Here is an 18,621-nt window from a genome sequence, read left to right as displayed (position 1 = left end):
TTATTACATAAATACTATGAAACGTTTATTCAATATATTCCTTATCACCTTCAGCTGTAGCTCTGTATATGCACAACAGCAAACTGCAGGAGATCTATCTGTTCTCATCAACCAGTCTTTCAATTATTTCCCTCAGTTTAAAGAACTTGGACAGGCTATAGATGTTGAACAGCAGCGCATCACGCTTGCGAAAGCTGCCGGCCTTCCCTCTTTCCAGGCGACAGGAACTTACAACTACATTAATCCGGTATCCGAAATCTCTATACCAGCCGGGGCGCAATCTCTTAGCTTTCAGATCATGCCTAAAAACAATTATAAGACTTCTGTAAATGGCAGTTATACGCTTTGGGATTTTGGTGTCGTAAAGGCCGGTGTAGATCGGGCCAAGACAGGCCTTATGCTCGCTAAAGACAATTTGGATTATAATAAAAATCAGATGGCAGCACAAGTATCGAACATCTATTTTCAGATTGCTTACTTAAAAGCTGCCATACAAATCCAGAACAGTGTGATCGATTTTCTGGAGCGAAATAAAAAGGATACCGAGGTCAAATACAAAAATGGGGATGCATTAAAATATGATGTACTCTCTATACAGTCCAGTATCGACCAGGAAAACAATAGAAAAATTGATCTCCAGACTTCATTGGACAAACAATATATCCTGATGGAATATACTACAGGAACGAAGATGGATAAAGCTCCACTTGGCTTTACTTTTCCAATACAAGGATTAGAAGACGGAGCAGAACAATCATTGGAACATGCGTGGAATTACAATCCTGAATTTAAGCTCCTTAAAGACAGAATTGCCCAGGCTGAAGCGGAACTCGCTTTAAGTAAAACCGGTGGAAAACCTTCCCTGACGTTGAATGCAGGAACTGGATATACCAACGGTTATGCGCCAGATATTGACCGCTTCAGATACAATTATACAGCAGGTGTAACGCTAAATATCCCGATCTATCAGGGAGGCCGGGCAAAAAAACAGGAAAGACTATCAGAAAGCCAGTTGAAGCAAACCAGGTTCGCACAGGAGACGCTGAATAATACTTTTAAGAGTAATATTAAACAGATATTGACTGATATCAATAGCAATCGTTCCAGCCTGGTGAATGCTGGAGGTCAGGTTACAGAGGCCAAAGAAGCACAAAAACTTGCGCAAAGCAGGTACAAGAATGGTATAGGCACAAACCTGGAATTAACCAGTGCCAGTACAAATGTTCAAAAAGCAGAACTGACCAGATTGCAATATGAATATCAACTTTGCCTCGCACAAGTTGAAATGGCCAGGTTAACTGGAATTAAGTACTGGTAAAAGAAACCCTCCATGATAAACGTTTTCATTTTTGTTTCCAATATTGAGTCTGTCGAAGATCTTTCTCAGTTGAAAAAGGTCTTCGACAAACAAATAGAAATCCAAAACTGGTCTGTGGATCTTACTGATGAAGAAAGAGTATTGAGGGTTGAAACCGACGGTCTGGAACGTTGTGAAATTATAAGACTGGTGAGATCATGCGGATATGATTGCTATAAAATGGACTGGTAACTATTTCTGGTCATATTTTTTTAATTTATCAATTTGGTCTTTAAACATAAATATTAAATTTGCAGCCACACAAGAAACCTATGCAAATTGTTTTTGATACACTTTATTACCTCGATTCTAAAGAGATTTCGATTCTCGAGATTAAAAGACTTGACCAGCCTGCAGGCAGCACTGTAGATCAGATTTTTCATTGGCTGCTGTTCAATAAGGAAACAAAACAAATTCAACATCTTACTTTCAGATCCTTAGATTCCTCTTCTGTACTGGAAGAACGCTTCTTTGTAGAAGGCTTCTTGAAATTCAGCGAAACAGAAGGCACCTATATTCAAAAATTCAATTCGGGCCAGTTTGAGGTTAAGAACAGAAGTATGGAATCATTACCGGAAGTGATTCATGAGGCTGTGCAGCGGTATTTTAATCCTGCCTAAAAGGGCGATAAAATTGCCCGATTTTTCAAGAATATTTTTCTTTTTAGCTTAAAAAAGGTTATTTTAGAAGTATATACATCTAATTTAATCTTACCTATGGAAACAAATTTCAACGTAACTCCAACAACTGACGATGGGAAAACCGTTGCCATTTTCGGACCTTATTGGCTATATAGCATAAGTCCCGGTCTAATGACCGGGATTTTTTTTTAACCAAAATCCGGATGGATTCAATCATCAAAAGTTAATCTATTTATTCATCAAAAAACAGGCTCATGAAAAATTTTACGCTTACTCTTCTTCTGATAGTCATAGGAATTACTGGCTATGCACAAGATACAGCCCCCAAAGCTGATACCACCAAAAGGTGGACAATTCACGGGGAAAACACCTTTTTGATCAATCAAAGTTCTTTTTCCAACTGGTCGGCAGGAGGTGTGAACTCAGTTGCTGGCAATCTGGTTTTTAATTACGATTTTAACTATAAGAAAGACAAATGGAGTTGGGACAACAAGGCCATTCTTGGTTACGGTTTAAGTAAACAGCAAGGAATTGGTACGCGTAAAAATGATGACCGCATCATTTTAAATAGCTTACTGGGCTATAAGGCCGCGCAATACTGGTTGTATACTTTTTATGCAAATTTCCAGACGCAGTTTTCAAAGGGATATCAGTATAATAGTACAGGCCCTGACAAGAAAATCTCCGATTTCCTCGCTCCTGGCTATCTGACTTTCGGACCAGGTTTTGCTTATAAAAAATCTGATAATTTTAGAATCAACATCTCTCCTTTTGCTTCCCGCCTCATTATTGTAAGAGACACTGCACTTGCTACATCGTATGGAGTAGATGAGGGAAAAAAAATACGCTATGAGTTCGGCGCATCATTGGATGCTTATTACAAAATAAACCTCATGGAAAACATTGGTTTTGAAAATATCCTGAAACTCTATTCGAATTATCTGGATAAACCAGGCAATATATACACAGACTACACTGCAAACCTGTTTATGAAGGTAAACAAGTTTGTCACTGTGAATGCAGGGGTACAACTGATCTACGATGACAAGACCGAGATTAAGGAGTTCAATGCTGATGGAACTCCAGCGGGCACCAAAAAAGCCCTACAAGTCAAACAGATCTTTGGCGCAGGCTTAACGTACAAATTCTAGCCCTATAAACAAATAAGGGAAGCATTATTGCTTCCCTTATTTGTTTACTCTGTTATCCCTTTCCAGGTATCCGTTCTAAACGGAGACGCAGGTAATCCGGCTCCATTATACAAATTGCAATCCGGATTATTTTCCCAGGCATAACGAACGGCAACAGGCTGTTTCACCTGATCGCTACTCACCACGACTGTATTTCCTTCGATGACCGCTTCAGCCCGGTAAAACTTCTGATCAGCCCCGGCAATAACAAATCCTTTCAGCACTTTTCCATCCTGCACTTTTAAACCGGCATCAGCATGTGCAAAGGAAATCCGCACCTTATCCACTTCTATTTTAAAAGATTGCATCTGTGGCCCGGAATAACTGATTTTCTTTTGATAATTTCTTGCCAGAGCAATCAGCGCCAGGCGCCGTCCAACCTCCTGCTTATTTTTCGGATGTATATCGTTTGCATCCCCTATATCTATAGCAACAGCCATTCCTGTATTGGGTAAAGACAGTGTTTTGAGTTGCGCCTCTCTAAGTTCCGCCCATTTCGATGGTACTGGTTCTTCTTCTCTTTTCATAAAACCCGCCAGCTGGACGAAATAAAACGGAAAATCACCTTCCTTCCATTTTGATCTCCAGTCTCTGATCAAAGAAGGAAAAAGAGATTGATATTGATGAGCACGATCTGCATTGCTTTCTCCCTGATACCAGATCACCCCGCGAATAGAAAAAGGCAGAAAAGGATGGATCATGGCATTGTAAAGTACAGAAGGACGGTTTGGTGAATCCTGAGATGCAGGCATAGGTGGAACATCTTTTAAATTAAGCCCGACACGGTATTTCCATGAACCGAAAAGGCCCACTTTCTTTCCATCCGGACCTGTGAACTGAAGATCCTTCTCTTCTCCGTACATTCCACCCCCGCCTCCACTATCAAACACCCTCACCGTAATCGTATTTTCACCGGCTTTAACCAAATTTCCTGGAATTGTATAAACCCGCGGCTGATTATAGCCCTGCGTTCTTCCGATTTCCGATCCGTTAAACCAGGTGATTTCATCATCATCAACAGGTCCGATATTTACTTTCAGTGATTTACCAGCCCAATTCTCCGGAAGAGTGATTTTTCTGGTTAGCCAGACAACACCATCTATATCTTTTAATTCATTTTCCCACAAACCAGGAACTTTAAGCTCCGCCCAGGAAGAAATATCTGCGTCTTCGGCACTCCAAATAGGCTTTTGGTCGTGATAACCCAAATCTTTATCCAGAACAACCTTCTGCCAGTTCAGCAATTTGTCAGCATAATTTTTATCTTCACCAGGAGTTCTTTCAATCTCTTCAACAGCCGACGCAAAAGCAGGTATTCTTTTTAATGAAGAACTGCTCATCCAGGCTTCAGCAACAGTACCACCCCAGGAAGTATGAAGCAACCCAATTGGTATTTTTGTTCTTTGATAAATCTCCCTGGCAAAAAAATAAGCCGTTGAAGAAAACTCCGTCACTGTAGCCGGGCTACATACGGTCCATCCTCCGTTGGTCACACTGGCATCATCCTTCATCTGGTTAGCAGTGAGGTGTTCAACCTGCAACAAACGTATAGACGGATAATTGGCCAGGGCTATCTCCTGTACATAATTATGTACCTTACCCCAGCCTGCCAGCGGCATTTCCATATTGGATTGCCCCGAACAAACCCATACATCCCCAATAAGTATGTTTTTTAAAACAACAGGTTCACCATCAGAAATCCGCAAAGTATATGGACCTCCGTAAGATGGCGTTACTACCTTTATTTTCCAGTTTCCATCGGCATCTGCAACACCACTGTATCTTTCCAGATTCCAGCTGGGAGTAACGGTTATTTTAACACCCGGTTTTGCTTTTCCCCAGATGGCCGCACTGGTCTTCTGCTGAAGTACCATATTGTTACTAAACACTGAAGGAAGCACAACTTTAGCCTCGCTAAAATTGGAAAACAGTAATGGAGCAATGGTTAAAGTGAGTTTAAATAAGCAGGTTCGGCTTGCTTTTTTTAAGTTCATAAGGATTTGGGTTTCATTTAAGAAGGGTAAGTTAAAAATAAAGTTACAAATTAGATGGTGGTTCGGCTACAAAAGAATTATTTCTAATCTTTACATTTGTCTTATGATGAGAAGAAGTATAAAACAATGTTTATTAATGCTTTGCCTGGCAGGATGCCTTGCTGCATGTTCTAAAAGTAACAATGATGTTCCAGAAGTTGATCAGACACAAATAATAGCACAATTCAAAGCAGATACCACTGCGATAAGAGCTTTTGTGAAAGCCAATAACCTTACGGAAATGAAAAAAGATGAAGGATCAGGAATTTTTTATCAGGTTATTGCTCCCGGAAGCGGAAGTGTTACTTATTCTGCCAGTACTCAAATCACTGCCGATTATACGGGCAGATTACTAAATGGCACCGTGTTCGACACGACTACAGGAAAAACACCAGCAACTTTTACTTTGGGAAATGTTATTGCCGGATGGCAGTTTGGTATTCAGAAAATCCAAAAAGATGGAAAGATACGCCTGATTATCCCTTCTTATTTTGCCTATGGAAATGTGACCAAGGGATCGATCCCAGCCAACTCTGTACTTGATTTCGATATTACATTGAATAATGTTCAATAGCAATATCCATTAATCTATAAAATCAGAAGCCTTGACAGGGCCAGAACTCAATCCCCGTCAAGGCTTTTATTTTTATTGATTTGTCATTACCTGAGCGTTCAGCGGATTTTCAGCAGCGCCTGGTGCCATCATTCCAAGTGCCATTACAGTATAATACTTACCTGCAACAAATGTAGCCCCAGTCAATGTTGTCTTTACATTTCCTGTAGACTGGTCCTGGATATCAAAAGAGTACGTTTTTGGATCCACTGCTACAAAAGAACTCACTTGCTTATAGAATTGGTTATTGATCACTACACTTCCCCCTGTAACAGCCAGGTTTAAAGATGGTGCATCGGGGGATAAATTCACAAAGCGAACAAAGGCCTTATCCGTTGAAACGGTTGTCATTACATCTGTAGCCAATACACCATCAAGCTGTCCGGACTGCCCGATTAAAAAATAAGTATAGGCCGTGCTTCCCGACAAGGAAATTGATTTGCTTAACAAATTATCCGAACTGCTTGCTGTCGTAAATCTCAATGTATTGCTGCCAGATACCAACTGTACATAAGGAAGAACACTTCCCCCCATTGGCAAGGCTGCTTTGTTCATTATTACGTCATTTGCATAAACATTAAATGTACCCGTAGAAGGTGATCCGTTTACCACGCTAAGATAGCTTATAGTAGTTGTATCTGTGCTATCACTCTTTTTACAGGAACTCCAAATTATTGCAAAAAGTAGAGAAAAGGAAAAGACCAATAGTGATCTCTTAAAGTTGATGTTGGTAAAGGTTTTCATCATTGAAGATTTAAAGGTTAACTATAGTAAAAATTAATATGCAAATATTCATTTTAATCTAAAGCACCTTCGTTAAATAGTGTTAAATCCTGTTAATGTTTGTTAAGGCAATCCAAACATTAACAGAATTTCAGGTAAAACACTATCCTTCTGCGTCGTAAATCACTACTCTATCAAAGAGAATACGGAATTCATCAAGAAAAGCCTTGTGCAGATCGTGTACCTGGTAAACATCATGGCCTGCAAGGTCTTCAAAAAACAAAGTCAAAGAAAAGGTATAAGTAATATCCACTACTGCACGCTCAATCGCGGCTGGAGTACCAATATGAAAGTTTTTTATAACTTCTATATCCTTTAATGTTTCCAGGCCTTTGCGAAATGCTTTCTTTTGATCTTCTGTCGTGTCGGCTTTAAGCCAGAATAAAACGTGATGAGCTATCATAATTTTTTTTCGCCAAATATAAGACCAATCCATCATTTTAATTCATGAGTTTTGACAAAGAAAGATATTGCAACAGCATAATTGTTTTGCCATCTTGAATTTCTCCGCTTGAAATCATGGCCATTGCATTTTCAAATAATAAATATTCATCATTACCATGCTCCAAAAGCATTTATAGGAACAGGTGGCTTTTCAATCAAAAAAGGGCTGACTTCCAATACAGAACTTGAGGCCTCGATAACAAAGGCATTCTGCTTCAATGCAGACCAGATCTATTTGCTATGTGACTCCTCCAAAATAGAAAGAAATGCTTATGTACAATCCGTGTCACTTTCTCAATTTACCTGTTTAATCACAGATAATCCTCCTGACCCTGTTGTCTTGAATGAATTATCTGTGATGGGCATCATTACATTATCCGGAGAGACTGACCAGTGATGATACACATTTTCGGCATGTAAACCTCTATGAAAAACGGAAGCGGGATATCTCCGTAGAAATACCCCGCTTACCTAATTAACGCTCTCATTTACATGAACAAATAAACAGGGCTTTTGTTTTTTAAAATAAAAATAAATCCAAATGTATTGATCCGGCTATTTGGAAGGATCACTTTTCGAAAATATGGTATTTGTTTTCCAGAGTACGTACCCCAAGTCAGCACATTTTCTAGCCACCTCTATCTCAATCTCCGGGGCAACATCATTTACGATCCTCCAACGAACATTATATTTGCCCGTATAACCGATGTAAATCACAATATCTTCGGAAAGTGGCTCAACAGAATGAAGCTTCTTTAAATGCGTGTCCTGCAATTCTACAGCAAGACGCTGAAGTCTTTCGTTCATCACTTTGGCCAGTGGGGCTGTTTTAAGGGAATCAGGTTCTAAAATTGGCAATACAGTTACAGTCATAAGGCATCCTCAAAAAAATAAACGGAGGAAATCAAATTGATTTACCTCCGCAATATTAACGCTCTCGAAGTAAAAATAATAAATTTTATACGATTTATTTTTTCCTTGCTTTAGCCCTTTACTCTAAATGGCTGCTTTCCTGATAACAAATCCCAAAAAAGGATAAAATCACTGGCCAGACTATAGACGGGGTATTTAAAGGTAGCGGGTTTGTTCTTCTCAAAAAAATAATGCCCAATCCAGGCAAAGCCGTAACCAACAAAAGGAACAGCAATCAAAAATTTCATTTCATGAAAAAGTATAGCACCTATCAACAGAAGGCCAACCAGACCTGTCCCAATAAAATGAAGTATTCTGCTGGTGAGGTTCCGGTGTTCGGTTAAATAGAACGGATAAAATTCTTTTAATGATTTGAATCGGGTATCTGGCATGAAATTTAGATAATATGGTTTTCCTGTAAAAAATTTTCGAGGTGCTGGGGATGCGCGGTCATTAATAAAGCGTTCAATCCTGCTTTCTTTGCCCCTTCTATATGTTGAGGACTATCGTCTATAAATAACGTCTCTGCGGGCACCAAATTGTTCTCTCTGATGACTTGTTCGAAGATCTCTACATTCGGTTTACGCAAATACATTTGCTGAGAGAAATAGGCCTTTTCAAAAAGATGATCAATTGACTCCATTTTAAACTCTCTTTTTAAATAGTCCATGATCCATAGATAATGAATTTCATTGTTATTACTCAATAGAAAAGTGCGATATTTTTCTTTGACCCTTAAAAGTAATTCGTGAATTCCCGGAGGAACACCGATTAATAAACTGTTCCATGCAGCATCAATTTGTTCATCTGAAATTAAATTATCTCCCGCTTCTTTACGGATTCCGTCTCTAAATTGATTTGGCGTAAGGGTACCTGTCTCAAAATCATCAAAAATATTGTTGTGACTTTTGTGATCAAAAAATCCGGCAACATTAGAGATACCTAGTTGTTCCAGAGCAAATTGAGCATTTTTAAAGTTGATCTCAAAGATCACATTACCGTAATCGAAAATAATATTTTTAATTTTTTGCATAAAAGTGTTTTCAAAATTCGATGTAAATATGTAACATTGCACTCGCAAAATCAAACCGATTTTCGGGGCCTATAGCTCAGTTGGTTAGAGTAGAAGACTCATAATCTTTTGGTCGCTGGTTCGAGCCCAGCTGGGCCCACTGTTTAAAAAGCCGTTTTTCTTTTAGAGAAACGGCTTTTTATTTACCTGCAGAATACTTCTTTGGCTTTACACCAATATGCGCTTCAAATAACCTTGAAAAATGACTAAGGTTTGAAAAACCTAAACGATACCCCACTTCCGAAACGGACAAATTTTCTTCCCTGAGGAGATAAGCTGCCTTTTTCATTCTGAAACCCTGGTAATAATTGTAAATGCTCTTTCCAAAAATTTGTTTAAAAAGCCGCTTTAATTTAGATTCACTCATACCCGAAAGTCTCACAAGTTCTGGAAGTCTTGGCGGCGTGTCTATGTTTGAAAGAAGTTTATCCTTTACCTCATATATCCTTTTAATATCAGCCGTATTCAACCTTTGCAAAGTCGTGTCCTGCCTTTTCAATAGCTCCACAAATAATAAATAGATCAGTTCTTCCGCTTTTATCTTGTAATAAAGATCTTGTAATTCTCCTGTAGGATTTGCAGTCACAACATCCGCTCCAACTTCTTGTATTTTTGGCGAAATGATTTCTTCAAATAAAAAAGGTTGATTACTGGAAGTGACCATTTGCAACAGGGTATCCCCCATTTTTGGTTTCAGTAATTCCTTTAAATACGCTGTACTCACAGTAATCAGTATCGAATTGATTTTTCTGTTCGCAGGAAGATATTCAATATTAAAGTTACTGGTAGCTACCTGTACTGATGGCAATAACTTATTGCCTGATGATGGTTGTAAAATATCATGAAAAGCAATCACGATAAACTCATTTTCCTCTTTACCGATTCCCCTGTCCAGCAGCCATTCCTCTTTCAATTCATACTGCCTCACAATTAATCGTAATTCAGGATGAATAAAAAAGCCTTTAATATACCCCTTGCCCATATTTGCAGGAATATACGTCACACCATTTTCAAGCCTGGTTCCAACAAACTTTGCCGGGTCTTTTAAAATCTCATTTTCAACTTTCGAATTTGTCGCCATAAATTGAGCGGATAAGACTATTAGTTGATCTAAATTAGCTATTTTATTTTTTAATGGTCAGCTAAATTTGTGCTATTAAAACTTATACAATTAATAGAAATGGAACAGCAAACTGAAAAAACGCAGGTCGTAATCCTAGGTGGTGGAATTACCGGGCTCGCCGCTACACTATATTTAGCACAACAAGGAGTTGACTTTATCCTGATAGAAAAACACAAAGGGACCTCAATACATCCACGATCAAGAACCATTGACGTCAGAACGATGGAGTTATTCAGAGCAATTGGGCTTAGTGAGGATTTACGTGAAGGCGGAAAATCATTAGCACCCGCCTGGGGTATTATACGGGGAAACAATATGATCGAGGCTTTACAAAACCCTGTTGGTAAAATAACGCCCAGCCAATTAATAGAGGCACAAAAAGAGATGAAATCCTTTGCTGAAAAATCTCCTGAAACGGTATGTCGCTGTACACAGGATATCAGCGAAGCCATTATCTATAAAACCGCACAGAAACAGGGTCTGGATCTCCGTTTTTATCAGGAGATGCTCAGTTTCAACCCACGTGAAAACGAAGTAGAAATTTTGGTAAAAAACAGAGAAACCAACAAACAATATACGATCATTGCAGACTATATGATTGCAGCAGATGGTGCAAACAGCCTGGTAAGAAAACAATTGAATGTTCCGATATCTGGCAATGGTTCCTGGACCAATTTGCTCAATATCTATTTTGAAGCTGATTTGGAACTCCTGGTGAAAGGAAGAGAATTTAGCCAGTTTCTGATCGACACACCAGAAATAACAGGTTTTCTTTTGGCCATTAACAACAAAAACAAATGGGCATTTCATGTACGTTTCTATCCTGAAAACGGGGAAACCATAGCCAGCTATCCTGAAGAAAAACTCATCTCCATTCTTCGGCATGTTTTGGGCATTCCGGATATAAAAATTTCCATTCTTAAAGTTTTGCCATGGCAACTTACGGTAACAATTGCCAGTCAAATGCTTATTAAAAGAATTTTTCTTGCAGGAGATGCTGCGCATACCATGACACCTTATGCAGGGAAAGGCGCGAATACAGGTATCCAGGATGTACAGAATTTAGCATGGAAACTGGGAGCAGTATTGAAACATGGTTCAAACGACTCCTTGCTGGACACTTACCATATGGAACGTCAGCCCGTAGGCGCTTATTATGCCAAGCTCTCAGGTCAACTGGCAGACAAAAACGGATTGATAAATAGCGTATTGATGGTCACCAAAGCTAAAGATCTGATGGGTTTACCTGATTATGGTTATGATTCACCAGCGGTTAAAAGAGAAGCTCATTTGCCCTTTACCTATTTTACCGGACAAGCAGGAACCCGGATCCCGCACCTTTGGCTTAATGATTCACATACCCTATCCTCACTGGACTGGATAAGAGGTCAGTTTGTATTAATCGCTAACGGCAATAAAAGCTGGCAGATTGAAACGGCTCAAGTGCAGCAACAATTAAACATCAATATTCAACTGATCACATTAAACAACGAGAACCTATTGAATAACTGGAAAAAACTCAGCCATACCACGCAAGATGAAGCACTGCTCATCAGACCCGATGATTTCGTTGCAGCTAAACTAACGTCTGGCAATTTACTGGAAGTGATGCAGTCAATTTTATTCCGCAAGATCTAGCTTTCAGTTTTCCTCAATTCGTTTGCAACCCCTTTTATGAACAGATAATTGACCGTTCCACCAATCAGACCGCCAACTACAGGTACGAGACGCCGACCTACTTTTGAACCTAAATTAGCGAGGATTTTCTCGGCAACTTCCTCCATGATATTTTTACTGATCGCCAGTTTGGTATCCGCTTTAACAGAAGATGCAACGATCTTAAAAAAATCATCAAAAGTTACCTTGTAAGCACCTGTACGGTGATAAGAAACTGCCAGTGTAACCCGAAATTGTTGGGTAATGATATTGATTACATCAAGAGGAGTACCAATCAGCATTGTACTAATTCCACCTACTCCTGTAATTAAACCAGATCCCGCCGCCAGTAAAGCACATTGATTGATAAATTTGTCAATCCCCATACCGTCAACTCCTTTTTTGATATTTAATTGATTAATCTGGTTAAAAATCTGTTTAAAGCCCCCTGCAGCAAGGTTTTTAAAGCCTTCGCCCACATCCTTTTTCACTTTTTTAAAATTAACCCGCTTCAACGATGGTATAGCCATATCTTTTCATTTAACTAATAACCTATACCATTTTTCATGCCAGAGCAAATGATGTCAGACTTTGGACAAGGGCACACTAAAAACATACAAAGTGCATACCTTGTTCGCAAAAGGGTAACTGTTTTGCAAACAAGGTATGCACTTTGTATGCAGCTGGTATGCAACGGCCCTATAACAGGTCCGTATCAGTAATTTACAAATCGTATTCTTTCTCTATAACAGATAAGATCAATTCCTTCACTGTAATTCCTTTCTGAGCACCCAGAATTTTCAATGCCTTTAAAGCACTCTTCCTAAGCCTCAAAGGATAGGTTGTTTCTTCTTCAGCCAGTTTATTCTGTTTTACTTCTTTTACCGAGTCTTCTTTTGCCGAAGTCCCTTTTACAGGAGAATTAAACAAAGCAGATACTCCACCCAAATTCTTATTGTTGTCTTCTATATCACCTAAATTTTTCTTTGCCATAACCTTATAGTTTAACTAAAATTTCATCTACCAAATCTGAATAATCGACTGCTCCATTGGACAGAGGTGCATACTCAAATACATCTACCCCCTTAAGCTGGGCCTCTACCAACGAGACATTGATCCTGATCGAAGTATCAAATAGTTTATCATTAAAGTATTTCTTTATACTGGCTGTAATTTGCTCTGTAATTACCCTCCGTGGGTTGATCTTTGTAATGAATACTCCCCCAATGGTCAAGTCTTCATTGTAATGCGTTCTTACATCAGAAATGATGGACACCAGCCTGTCAATCCCCCGGTAGGCGAAATATTCGGCTTCTAATGGAATCATCACTGTATCGGCAGCGACCAACGCATTTACGGTAAGCATACCTAAAGCTGGTGCGCAATCAATCAGGACATAATCATATTTTCCCTGTACAGATTTTAATAATCTCTTTAGGATGGTTTCTCTTCCTAACCGGGAAACCAGCTCAATCTCTGCGCCCAGCAAATCCAGGGAAGAAGGAACGATATCCAGATACTCAGAAACAGATTCAATAGGAAGAGCGGTATCATCTTTTATACTATCGTAGATAGACACTTTAACATCCCTCAGTCCTAATCCTTCTGTTAAATTAGATTGAGGGTCGATATCAACCAATAATGTTTTTTTCTTTATACGCGCCAATCCGGCTCCAATGTTCAAGGTTGAGGTTGTTTTTCCCGTGCCGCCTTTATGGTTTATAACAGCAATAATTTTCATTAGTATATAATTTGATTTTTAATTGTTATGAAGCTATCATAAGCATATTCATTGCTGTTTGTAAGCGATATGCTTATGATGGTTTCATTAGTATATAATTAATTTTAAAGGTTATGAAGCTATCATGTGCGCATGATAGTTTCATCAATATATCTTTATATAAGGACGCAATGATAATAAGATATATTGACAATTTAATTTAAATTTGCCCTTTTTATACCTGAAGTGAATATAAGTTTACACTTTTGCCTTCAGACCAATTACAGACACATTGAAACAAACAAACGAAGCACCTGAGGGGCAAAAATTAAGAAGAGGTTTACAAAACAGACATATCCAGCTTATTGCCCTTGGCGGTGCTATAGGAACCGGACTATTCTTAGGTATCGGCCCCGCGGCAGTGCTTGCTGGCCCCTCTGTAATTTTCGGTTATGCACTAGCTGGTATCATTGCTTTTTTCATCATGCGCCAGTTGGGGGAAATGGTTGTACAAGAACCCGTGTCTGGCAGTTTCAGCCATTTTGCATATAGATACTGGGGATCTTTTGCTGGTTTTGCTTCAGGCTGGAACTATTGGGTACTTTATATCCTTGTCAGCATGTCTGAACTTACTGCAATTGGGATTTACGTCCATTTCTGGTGGCCAGAAATTCCTTTATGGACCTCGAGCCTTTTCTTTTTCCTTGCCATAAATGCATTAAACCTCACTTCTGTTAAAGTGTATGGTGAAGTTGAATTCTGGTTCTCGATTGTGAAGGTTATTGCTATTATTGCTATGATCATTTTCGGGATTTACCTTCTGGTTAGCGGTTCAGGTGGTGAACAGGCCAGCATCCAAAATCTGTGGAATGATGGTGGTTTCTTTCCAAAAGGAATTTTTAGCTCCGATGGAAAGGGCGGCTTTCAGGGCCTCTTTGCAGCCATTACCCTGATTATGTTCTCATTTGGTGGGCTGGAACTCATTGGAATCACTGCTGCGGAAGCAGAAAGCCCCGAAAAAACCATCCCTAAAGCAACAAATCAAGTGATCTACCGTATTCTGATCTTTTACGTAGGTGCCCTGGTGATCCTTTTTTCTTTATCTCCATGGAAAAATATCACGACAGACAGCAGCCCCTTTGTTATGGTTTTTGAAAGTCTAAAAGGATTTCAATTTAGCTTTTTGGGCAAAACCATTTATTTTACAAGCATTATTGCCAATGCGCTTAATATGATCGTTTTAACTGCTGCCCTATCTGTTTATAATAGCTGCGTATACAGCAATAGCCGTATGCTCTATGGACTGGCAGAGCAAGGAAATGCACCATCTTTTTTAAAGAAATTGAATAAAAGTCATGTTCCCATTATGGCTATATTGGTTTCCAGTGTATTTGCTGCTATATGTATCATCGTTAATAAACTTATTCCAAAAGAAGCACTAGGCATATTGATGTCACTGGTCGTCTCTTCGCTAATGATCAACTGGCTTATGATCAGTATTACACATCTAAAATTCAGGAAAGCGAAAAAGGCAGAAAACGTCAAAACTAAATTCCCTTCTTTTATCTATCCACTGTCCAATTACATCTGCCTGATCTTTCTGGTGGGTATACTGGTCATCATGTGGGTAACCGGAATGAAGTTACCTGTAGAACTGATTCCTGGCTGGATACTTTTGCTATATCTGTGTTTTCTACTCGTAAAAAGAAATCAGCAAAAGCAAGCTTAAGGTTCTAAGCCTTTTTAAGGAGGATAAGGACTAAAACCTGTTCCTTCTTCCTACAGGCTGTAGAAGAGTTCTACAACAAAAAACAGCACAAATAATGTAACCACTTCTACCCTAAATACTTAAAGATTATCTGACCGTATGGCGCAAAGATTGTGCCTTTATGGGCTATTAATAAGCACATTACTTAAAGAATAGCGCATTTCAGATGAAAAGAAACCCTCTACCTTACTTCGTATTCCTTCTTGTTCTGGTGTTTAGCACCAGCATTGTTCATGGTCAGATTGACACGACCCGTAAAGACACGATAAAGCCTTCCATAGCGCCTGCATCGATCCCTAAACAGGATACTTTGCACAAGGATACCGCAGCAAAAGATTCCGTAAGTGGAACGGTATCCGATGCCAACGGGCCCTTACCTGGAGTGATCATCACCGTAAAAGGCGCCACAGCAAAAGCCAATACTGATGCGAAAGGAAATTACCGGATTGCAGCAACAGGTAACGCCATCCTTGTTTTCTCCTTTATCGGCTATAAACCGAAAGAAGAACCGGTCAGCAACAGAAAAAGCGTTAACGCCATACTCCAGTCTGAGTCCAAAGCACTTAAGGAAGTTCAGGTAGTCAGCACTGGCTACGGTACAGTAAACAGGGCTAAATTAACCAGTGCAGTCTCCAGTATCAGAGCAGACCAGATTAAAAATGATGTACTGCCGACCATCACACAGGCCATTCAGGGAAAAGCAGGCGGCGTACAAGTTACACAGAAATCAGGATCTCCGGGAGGCGGACTCAATATCCGGGTTCGGGGTACAACGTCCATCAATGCCAGTTCAGATCCACTCTATGTAGTCGATGGTATTCCGGTAAACAGCACCACCAACTTTACCGGCGGAAGCGACTTCAACTTTGGTGGAGGAACCCAGGGCATCAATATCCTCGCCTCTATAAATCCCTCTGATGTACAATCTGTAGAAATTCTTAAAGATGCGGCCTCTTCCTCCATTTATGGTGCCCGAGCGGCAAACGGCGTGGTGCTGATCACGACGAAAAAAGGAGAACCCGGAGCCAGTAATTTTAGCTTCAATGCTTACGAAGGTTTTTCCCAGGTCCCTTCTGAACGAAAATATAAATTCATGAATACCGCCCAATATCAGGATTACATGAAAGATTATTACAAATACCTGCTGGACGCCAATGGGAACCCAACCCCAGTTCCCGCAGAAATACTGGCCAATCCCGATATCAACACAAACTGGCAAGATCAAATCTTCAGGACCGCACCTACCCGCAATTATGAACTCTCTGCACACGGAGGGTCTGATAAAACCCAGTATTATACCTCTATTGGTTATATGCGTCAGGGTGGTGTAATCCTGAACTCCAACTTCAGCCGTTTAAGTGCAAGATTGAACCTGGACCATCAGCACAGCGACAAGCTTAAATTTTCAACACGGATAAACCTCACCAGGGCCTTAAACGATCGTGTACAAGAGGAAAATTCCAAAGAAGGGTCGACAAAAAACGGTATTCTTGTTGCACCAAATATTCCGGTATACAATCCTGACGGGAGTTATGCCTACGACCAGGTGAATACAAGCCGGGAGAATCCGGTAGCGATGTTACTTTTACCAGTCAATAATGCCCAAACCTTCCGGGTGCTGGCCAGTGCTACTGCAGAATATAAGATCATTCCGGAACTAACATTAAAAACCAATTTTGGGGCAGATTTAAGCTATATTGATGAGACCTTTTTTATGCCGCCCAACGGAATCCGCTCTTTCGCTGCACAAGGCGGTATTGGCGCAAGAAGAAATACCAGAGATCAGCTTTGGATCAATGAAACCACATTAACCTACGATAAAAATTTTGGGCAGCATCATATTGATGCCCTTGCGGGAGCTTCAGTTCAGCAATCAAAAATTGAATTTGTAGATGCCCGCCGGTCTAACTTTCCTTCCAACGACATTAAGTATATTTCAGCTGGGGGTACATTGACAGGAGCCAATTCTTACCCGGAAGAATGGAGTATCGCCTCTGCTTTTTCGAGGGTAAACTATGATTATAAAGGCAAATATCTTTTCACGGCCAACATCCGGGTAGACGGATCCTCACGTTTCGGTAGCAATAGCCGGTATGGTACCTTTCCATCCTTTGGTGCAGCATGGCGTGCCTCTGATGAAGATTTCTTAAAAACCAACAAAACCATCAGTAATCTTAAATTACGGGCCAGCTGGGGGATCACCGGTAACCAGAACATCCCTAATTACGCCAGCTATTCTCTATATAGCGGCAGCAATAACTATCTCGGAAACTCCGGTTACGTACCAAATGTACTAGGCGACAAGAACCTGAAATGGGAAACCACCGAACAAACAGATATAGGTCTGGATATGGGCTTTTTTAACAACAGAATTTCCCTGCTGGCTGACTATTATGTTAAAAACACCTCGGATTTACTGGTGGGGATCTCTATCCCAGGCACTTCCGGCTTTCAAACCCGTTTTACTAATGTAGGCAAGATCCAGAACAAAGGGTTTGAATTTGAAATCTCAAGCCAGAACCTGGTAGGTGAATTTAAATGGAATACGTCTTTTAACATGTCTTTTAACAGAAACAAGGTAATTTCCCTGCCGGGAGGAGAATTATATGGAGGTATTGGAAACCTTAATATCGCCCGCGAAGGACTACCTTTGGGCACCTTCTATGGCTGGAAAATGTCAGGGGTAAATCCGCAAACCGGTCTGATCGATTATGTTAAAAAAGATGGCACACTGGGTGCCCCAACTGATCCGAATGACCGCGTAATTATAGGCAACCCAAATCCGGATTTTTTTGGTGGCATAACCAATACCTTCCAGTATAAAAACTTTGACCTGAGCATCATGGGGCAGTTTTCTTACGGAAATGACGTATTTAACTACAACCTAGCTTCAGGTCTTGACGGAAGCAATAAAAGCAGCAACGGCTTTATAGACTGGACCAGACGCTGGAGAAATCCGGGAGACATTACAGATGTTCCCCGTCCAACACCAGGAAGCCTTGACAACACTGCCATATCCGATCGATTTGTAGAAGATGGTTCTTTTTTCAGGCTTAGAAACATCACTCTGGGCTATACCCTGGATGCAAAAACGATACAGAAATTAAAAGTAAAAAGCCTGCGCGTCTATGCAACTGTTCAAAACGCATTTGTATTCACCAAATACCGCGGTTATGATCCGGAAGTCAGTTCTAACCAGGGAGGAGCCAATCAAGGCCTTATTTATGGCTATGATTACGGCAGTTACCCACAGCCACGAATATTTACAGCCGGCGTTAATTTAACTTTTTAAGGACCCAAAGATCAACA

At 40.1% G+C, this 18,621-nt stretch carries 19 protein-coding genes and 1 tRNA gene; 10 read left to right on the top strand and 10 right to left on the bottom strand.

Features of this window, described 5'->3' with window-relative positions; all coding sequences use genetic code 11:
- Positions 1 to 16 precede the first annotated feature (16 nt).
- From R2S08_RS01095 to R2S08_RS01080, 4 genes are all read left to right on the top strand, one after another.
- Positions 17 to 1,318, top strand: coding sequence for a TolC family protein (locus R2S08_RS01095; protein WP_316833468.1), 1,302 nt, complete (start codon positions 17 to 19; stop codon positions 1,316 to 1,318).
- Positions 1,319 to 1,330: 12 nt separating this feature from the next.
- The gene (locus tag R2S08_RS01090) at positions 1,331 to 1,549 is read left to right on the top strand and encodes a hypothetical protein (protein ID WP_316833467.1); all 219 of its coding nucleotides are present in this window, start codon (positions 1,331 to 1,333) and stop codon (positions 1,547 to 1,549) included.
- 80 nt (positions 1,550 to 1,629) lie between these two features.
- Positions 1,630 to 1,977 carry a hypothetical protein gene (locus tag R2S08_RS01085; protein WP_316833466.1) on the top strand — a complete coding sequence of 116 codons (348 nt, stop codon included), beginning with the start codon at positions 1,630 to 1,632 and terminating at the stop codon, positions 1,975 to 1,977.
- 275 nt (positions 1,978 to 2,252) lie between these two features.
- Entirely contained in the window at positions 2,253 to 3,149 is an 897-nt protein-coding gene (locus tag R2S08_RS01080; protein WP_316833465.1) for a DUF3078 domain-containing protein, read from the top strand.
- Between the two features lie 44 nt (positions 3,150 to 3,193).
- Here R2S08_RS01080 and R2S08_RS01075 read toward each other — a convergent pair whose 3' ends face one another.
- Entirely contained in the window at positions 3,194 to 5,182 is a 1,989-nt protein-coding gene (locus R2S08_RS01075; RefSeq protein WP_316833464.1) for a sialate O-acetylesterase, read from the bottom strand.
- Positions 5,183 to 5,285: 103 nt separating this feature from the next.
- Between R2S08_RS01075 and R2S08_RS01070 the strand changes: the two genes are divergently transcribed.
- Complete coding sequence (locus tag R2S08_RS01070; RefSeq protein WP_316833463.1) at positions 5,286 to 5,795, top strand: FKBP-type peptidyl-prolyl cis-trans isomerase; 510 nt, start codon at positions 5,286 to 5,288, stop codon at positions 5,793 to 5,795.
- A gap of 72 nt (positions 5,796 to 5,867) precedes the next feature.
- Here the strand turns inward: R2S08_RS01070 and R2S08_RS01065 are convergent, their stop codons facing one another.
- Complete coding sequence (locus tag R2S08_RS01065; RefSeq protein WP_316833462.1) at positions 5,868 to 6,581, bottom strand: DUF4397 domain-containing protein; 714 nt, start codon at positions 6,579 to 6,581, stop codon at positions 5,868 to 5,870.
- A gap of 139 nt (positions 6,582 to 6,720) precedes the next feature.
- The gene (locus tag R2S08_RS01060) at positions 6,721 to 7,020 is read right to left on the bottom strand and encodes a Dabb family protein (protein ID WP_316833461.1); all 300 of its coding nucleotides are present in this window, start codon (positions 7,018 to 7,020) and stop codon (positions 6,721 to 6,723) included.
- Between the two features lie 123 nt (positions 7,021 to 7,143).
- Here R2S08_RS01060 and R2S08_RS01055 point away from each other — a divergent pair, with 123 nt between their 5' ends.
- Positions 7,144 to 7,458 carry a hypothetical protein gene (locus R2S08_RS01055; protein WP_316833460.1) on the top strand — a complete coding sequence of 105 codons (315 nt, stop codon included), beginning with the start codon at positions 7,144 to 7,146 and terminating at the stop codon, positions 7,456 to 7,458.
- A 158-nt stretch (positions 7,459 to 7,616) separates the two neighbouring features.
- Here R2S08_RS01055 and R2S08_RS01050 read toward each other — a convergent pair whose 3' ends face one another.
- The 3 genes from R2S08_RS01050 to R2S08_RS01040 form a co-directional block, all read right to left on the bottom strand.
- Positions 7,617 to 7,934, bottom strand: a complete 318-nt coding sequence (locus tag R2S08_RS01050) for a hypothetical protein (RefSeq protein ID WP_316833459.1) — start codon at positions 7,932 to 7,934, stop codon at positions 7,617 to 7,619.
- 110 nt (positions 7,935 to 8,044) lie between these two features.
- Entirely contained in the window at positions 8,045 to 8,365 is a 321-nt protein-coding gene (locus R2S08_RS01045; protein WP_133777623.1) for an Mpo1-like protein, read from the bottom strand.
- A gap of 5 nt (positions 8,366 to 8,370) precedes the next feature.
- Positions 8,371 to 9,006, bottom strand: a complete 636-nt coding sequence (locus R2S08_RS01040) for an HAD family phosphatase (protein ID WP_316833458.1) — start codon at positions 9,004 to 9,006, stop codon at positions 8,371 to 8,373.
- A 65-nt stretch (positions 9,007 to 9,071) separates the two neighbouring features.
- Here R2S08_RS01040 and R2S08_RS01035 point away from each other — a divergent pair.
- Positions 9,072 to 9,145, top strand: a tRNA-Ile gene (locus R2S08_RS01035).
- Between the two features lie 39 nt (positions 9,146 to 9,184).
- Here R2S08_RS01035 and R2S08_RS01030 read toward each other — a convergent pair.
- Positions 9,185 to 10,126, bottom strand: a complete 942-nt coding sequence (locus R2S08_RS01030) for an AraC family transcriptional regulator (protein ID WP_316833456.1) — start codon at positions 10,124 to 10,126, stop codon at positions 9,185 to 9,187.
- 99 nt (positions 10,127 to 10,225) lie between these two features.
- Between R2S08_RS01030 and R2S08_RS01025 the strand changes: the two genes are divergently transcribed.
- Positions 10,226 to 11,806, top strand: a complete 1,581-nt coding sequence (locus tag R2S08_RS01025; RefSeq protein ID WP_316833454.1) for an FAD-dependent monooxygenase — start codon at positions 10,226 to 10,228, stop codon at positions 11,804 to 11,806.
- Here the strand turns inward: R2S08_RS01025 and R2S08_RS01020 are convergent.
- From R2S08_RS01020 to R2S08_RS01010, 3 genes are all read right to left on the bottom strand, one after another.
- A complete protein-coding gene (locus R2S08_RS01020; RefSeq protein WP_316833453.1) occupies positions 11,803 to 12,354 on the bottom strand; it encodes a hypothetical protein in 552 nt (183 codons plus the stop codon). The two genes, R2S08_RS01025 and R2S08_RS01020, sit on opposite strands and share 4 nt — an antisense overlap.
- 193 nt (positions 12,355 to 12,547) lie before the next feature.
- Positions 12,548 to 12,817, bottom strand: a complete 270-nt coding sequence (locus R2S08_RS01015) for a hypothetical protein (protein ID WP_316833452.1) — start codon at positions 12,815 to 12,817, stop codon at positions 12,548 to 12,550.
- 4 nt (positions 12,818 to 12,821) lie between these two features.
- Positions 12,822 to 13,565: a ParA family protein gene (locus R2S08_RS01010; RefSeq protein WP_158275263.1), complete on the bottom strand. Its 744-nt coding sequence runs from the start codon at positions 13,563 to 13,565 to the stop codon at positions 12,822 to 12,824.
- Between the two features lie 271 nt (positions 13,566 to 13,836).
- Here R2S08_RS01010 and R2S08_RS01005 point away from each other — a divergent pair, with 271 nt between their 5' ends.
- Together R2S08_RS01005 and R2S08_RS01000 are read left to right on the top strand one after the other, a co-directional pair.
- Entirely contained in the window at positions 13,837 to 15,273 is a 1,437-nt protein-coding gene (locus R2S08_RS01005; protein ID WP_316833451.1) for an amino acid permease, read from the top strand.
- Between the two features lie 205 nt (positions 15,274 to 15,478).
- The gene (locus R2S08_RS01000) at positions 15,479 to 18,604 is read left to right on the top strand and encodes a TonB-dependent receptor (protein ID WP_316833450.1); all 3,126 of its coding nucleotides are present in this window, start codon (positions 15,479 to 15,481) and stop codon (positions 18,602 to 18,604) included.
- The last annotated feature ends 17 nt before the right edge of the window (positions 18,605 to 18,621 follow it).

This window comes from Pedobacter nutrimenti, from assembly GCF_032678445.1.
In the GTDB taxonomy this organism is placed as follows: Bacteria; Bacteroidota; Bacteroidia; order Sphingobacteriales; family Sphingobacteriaceae; genus Pedobacter; species Pedobacter nutrimenti_A.
The sequence above is the reverse complement of the archived record's forward strand: the minus strand, read 5'-3'. Positions and strand labels throughout refer to the sequence as shown.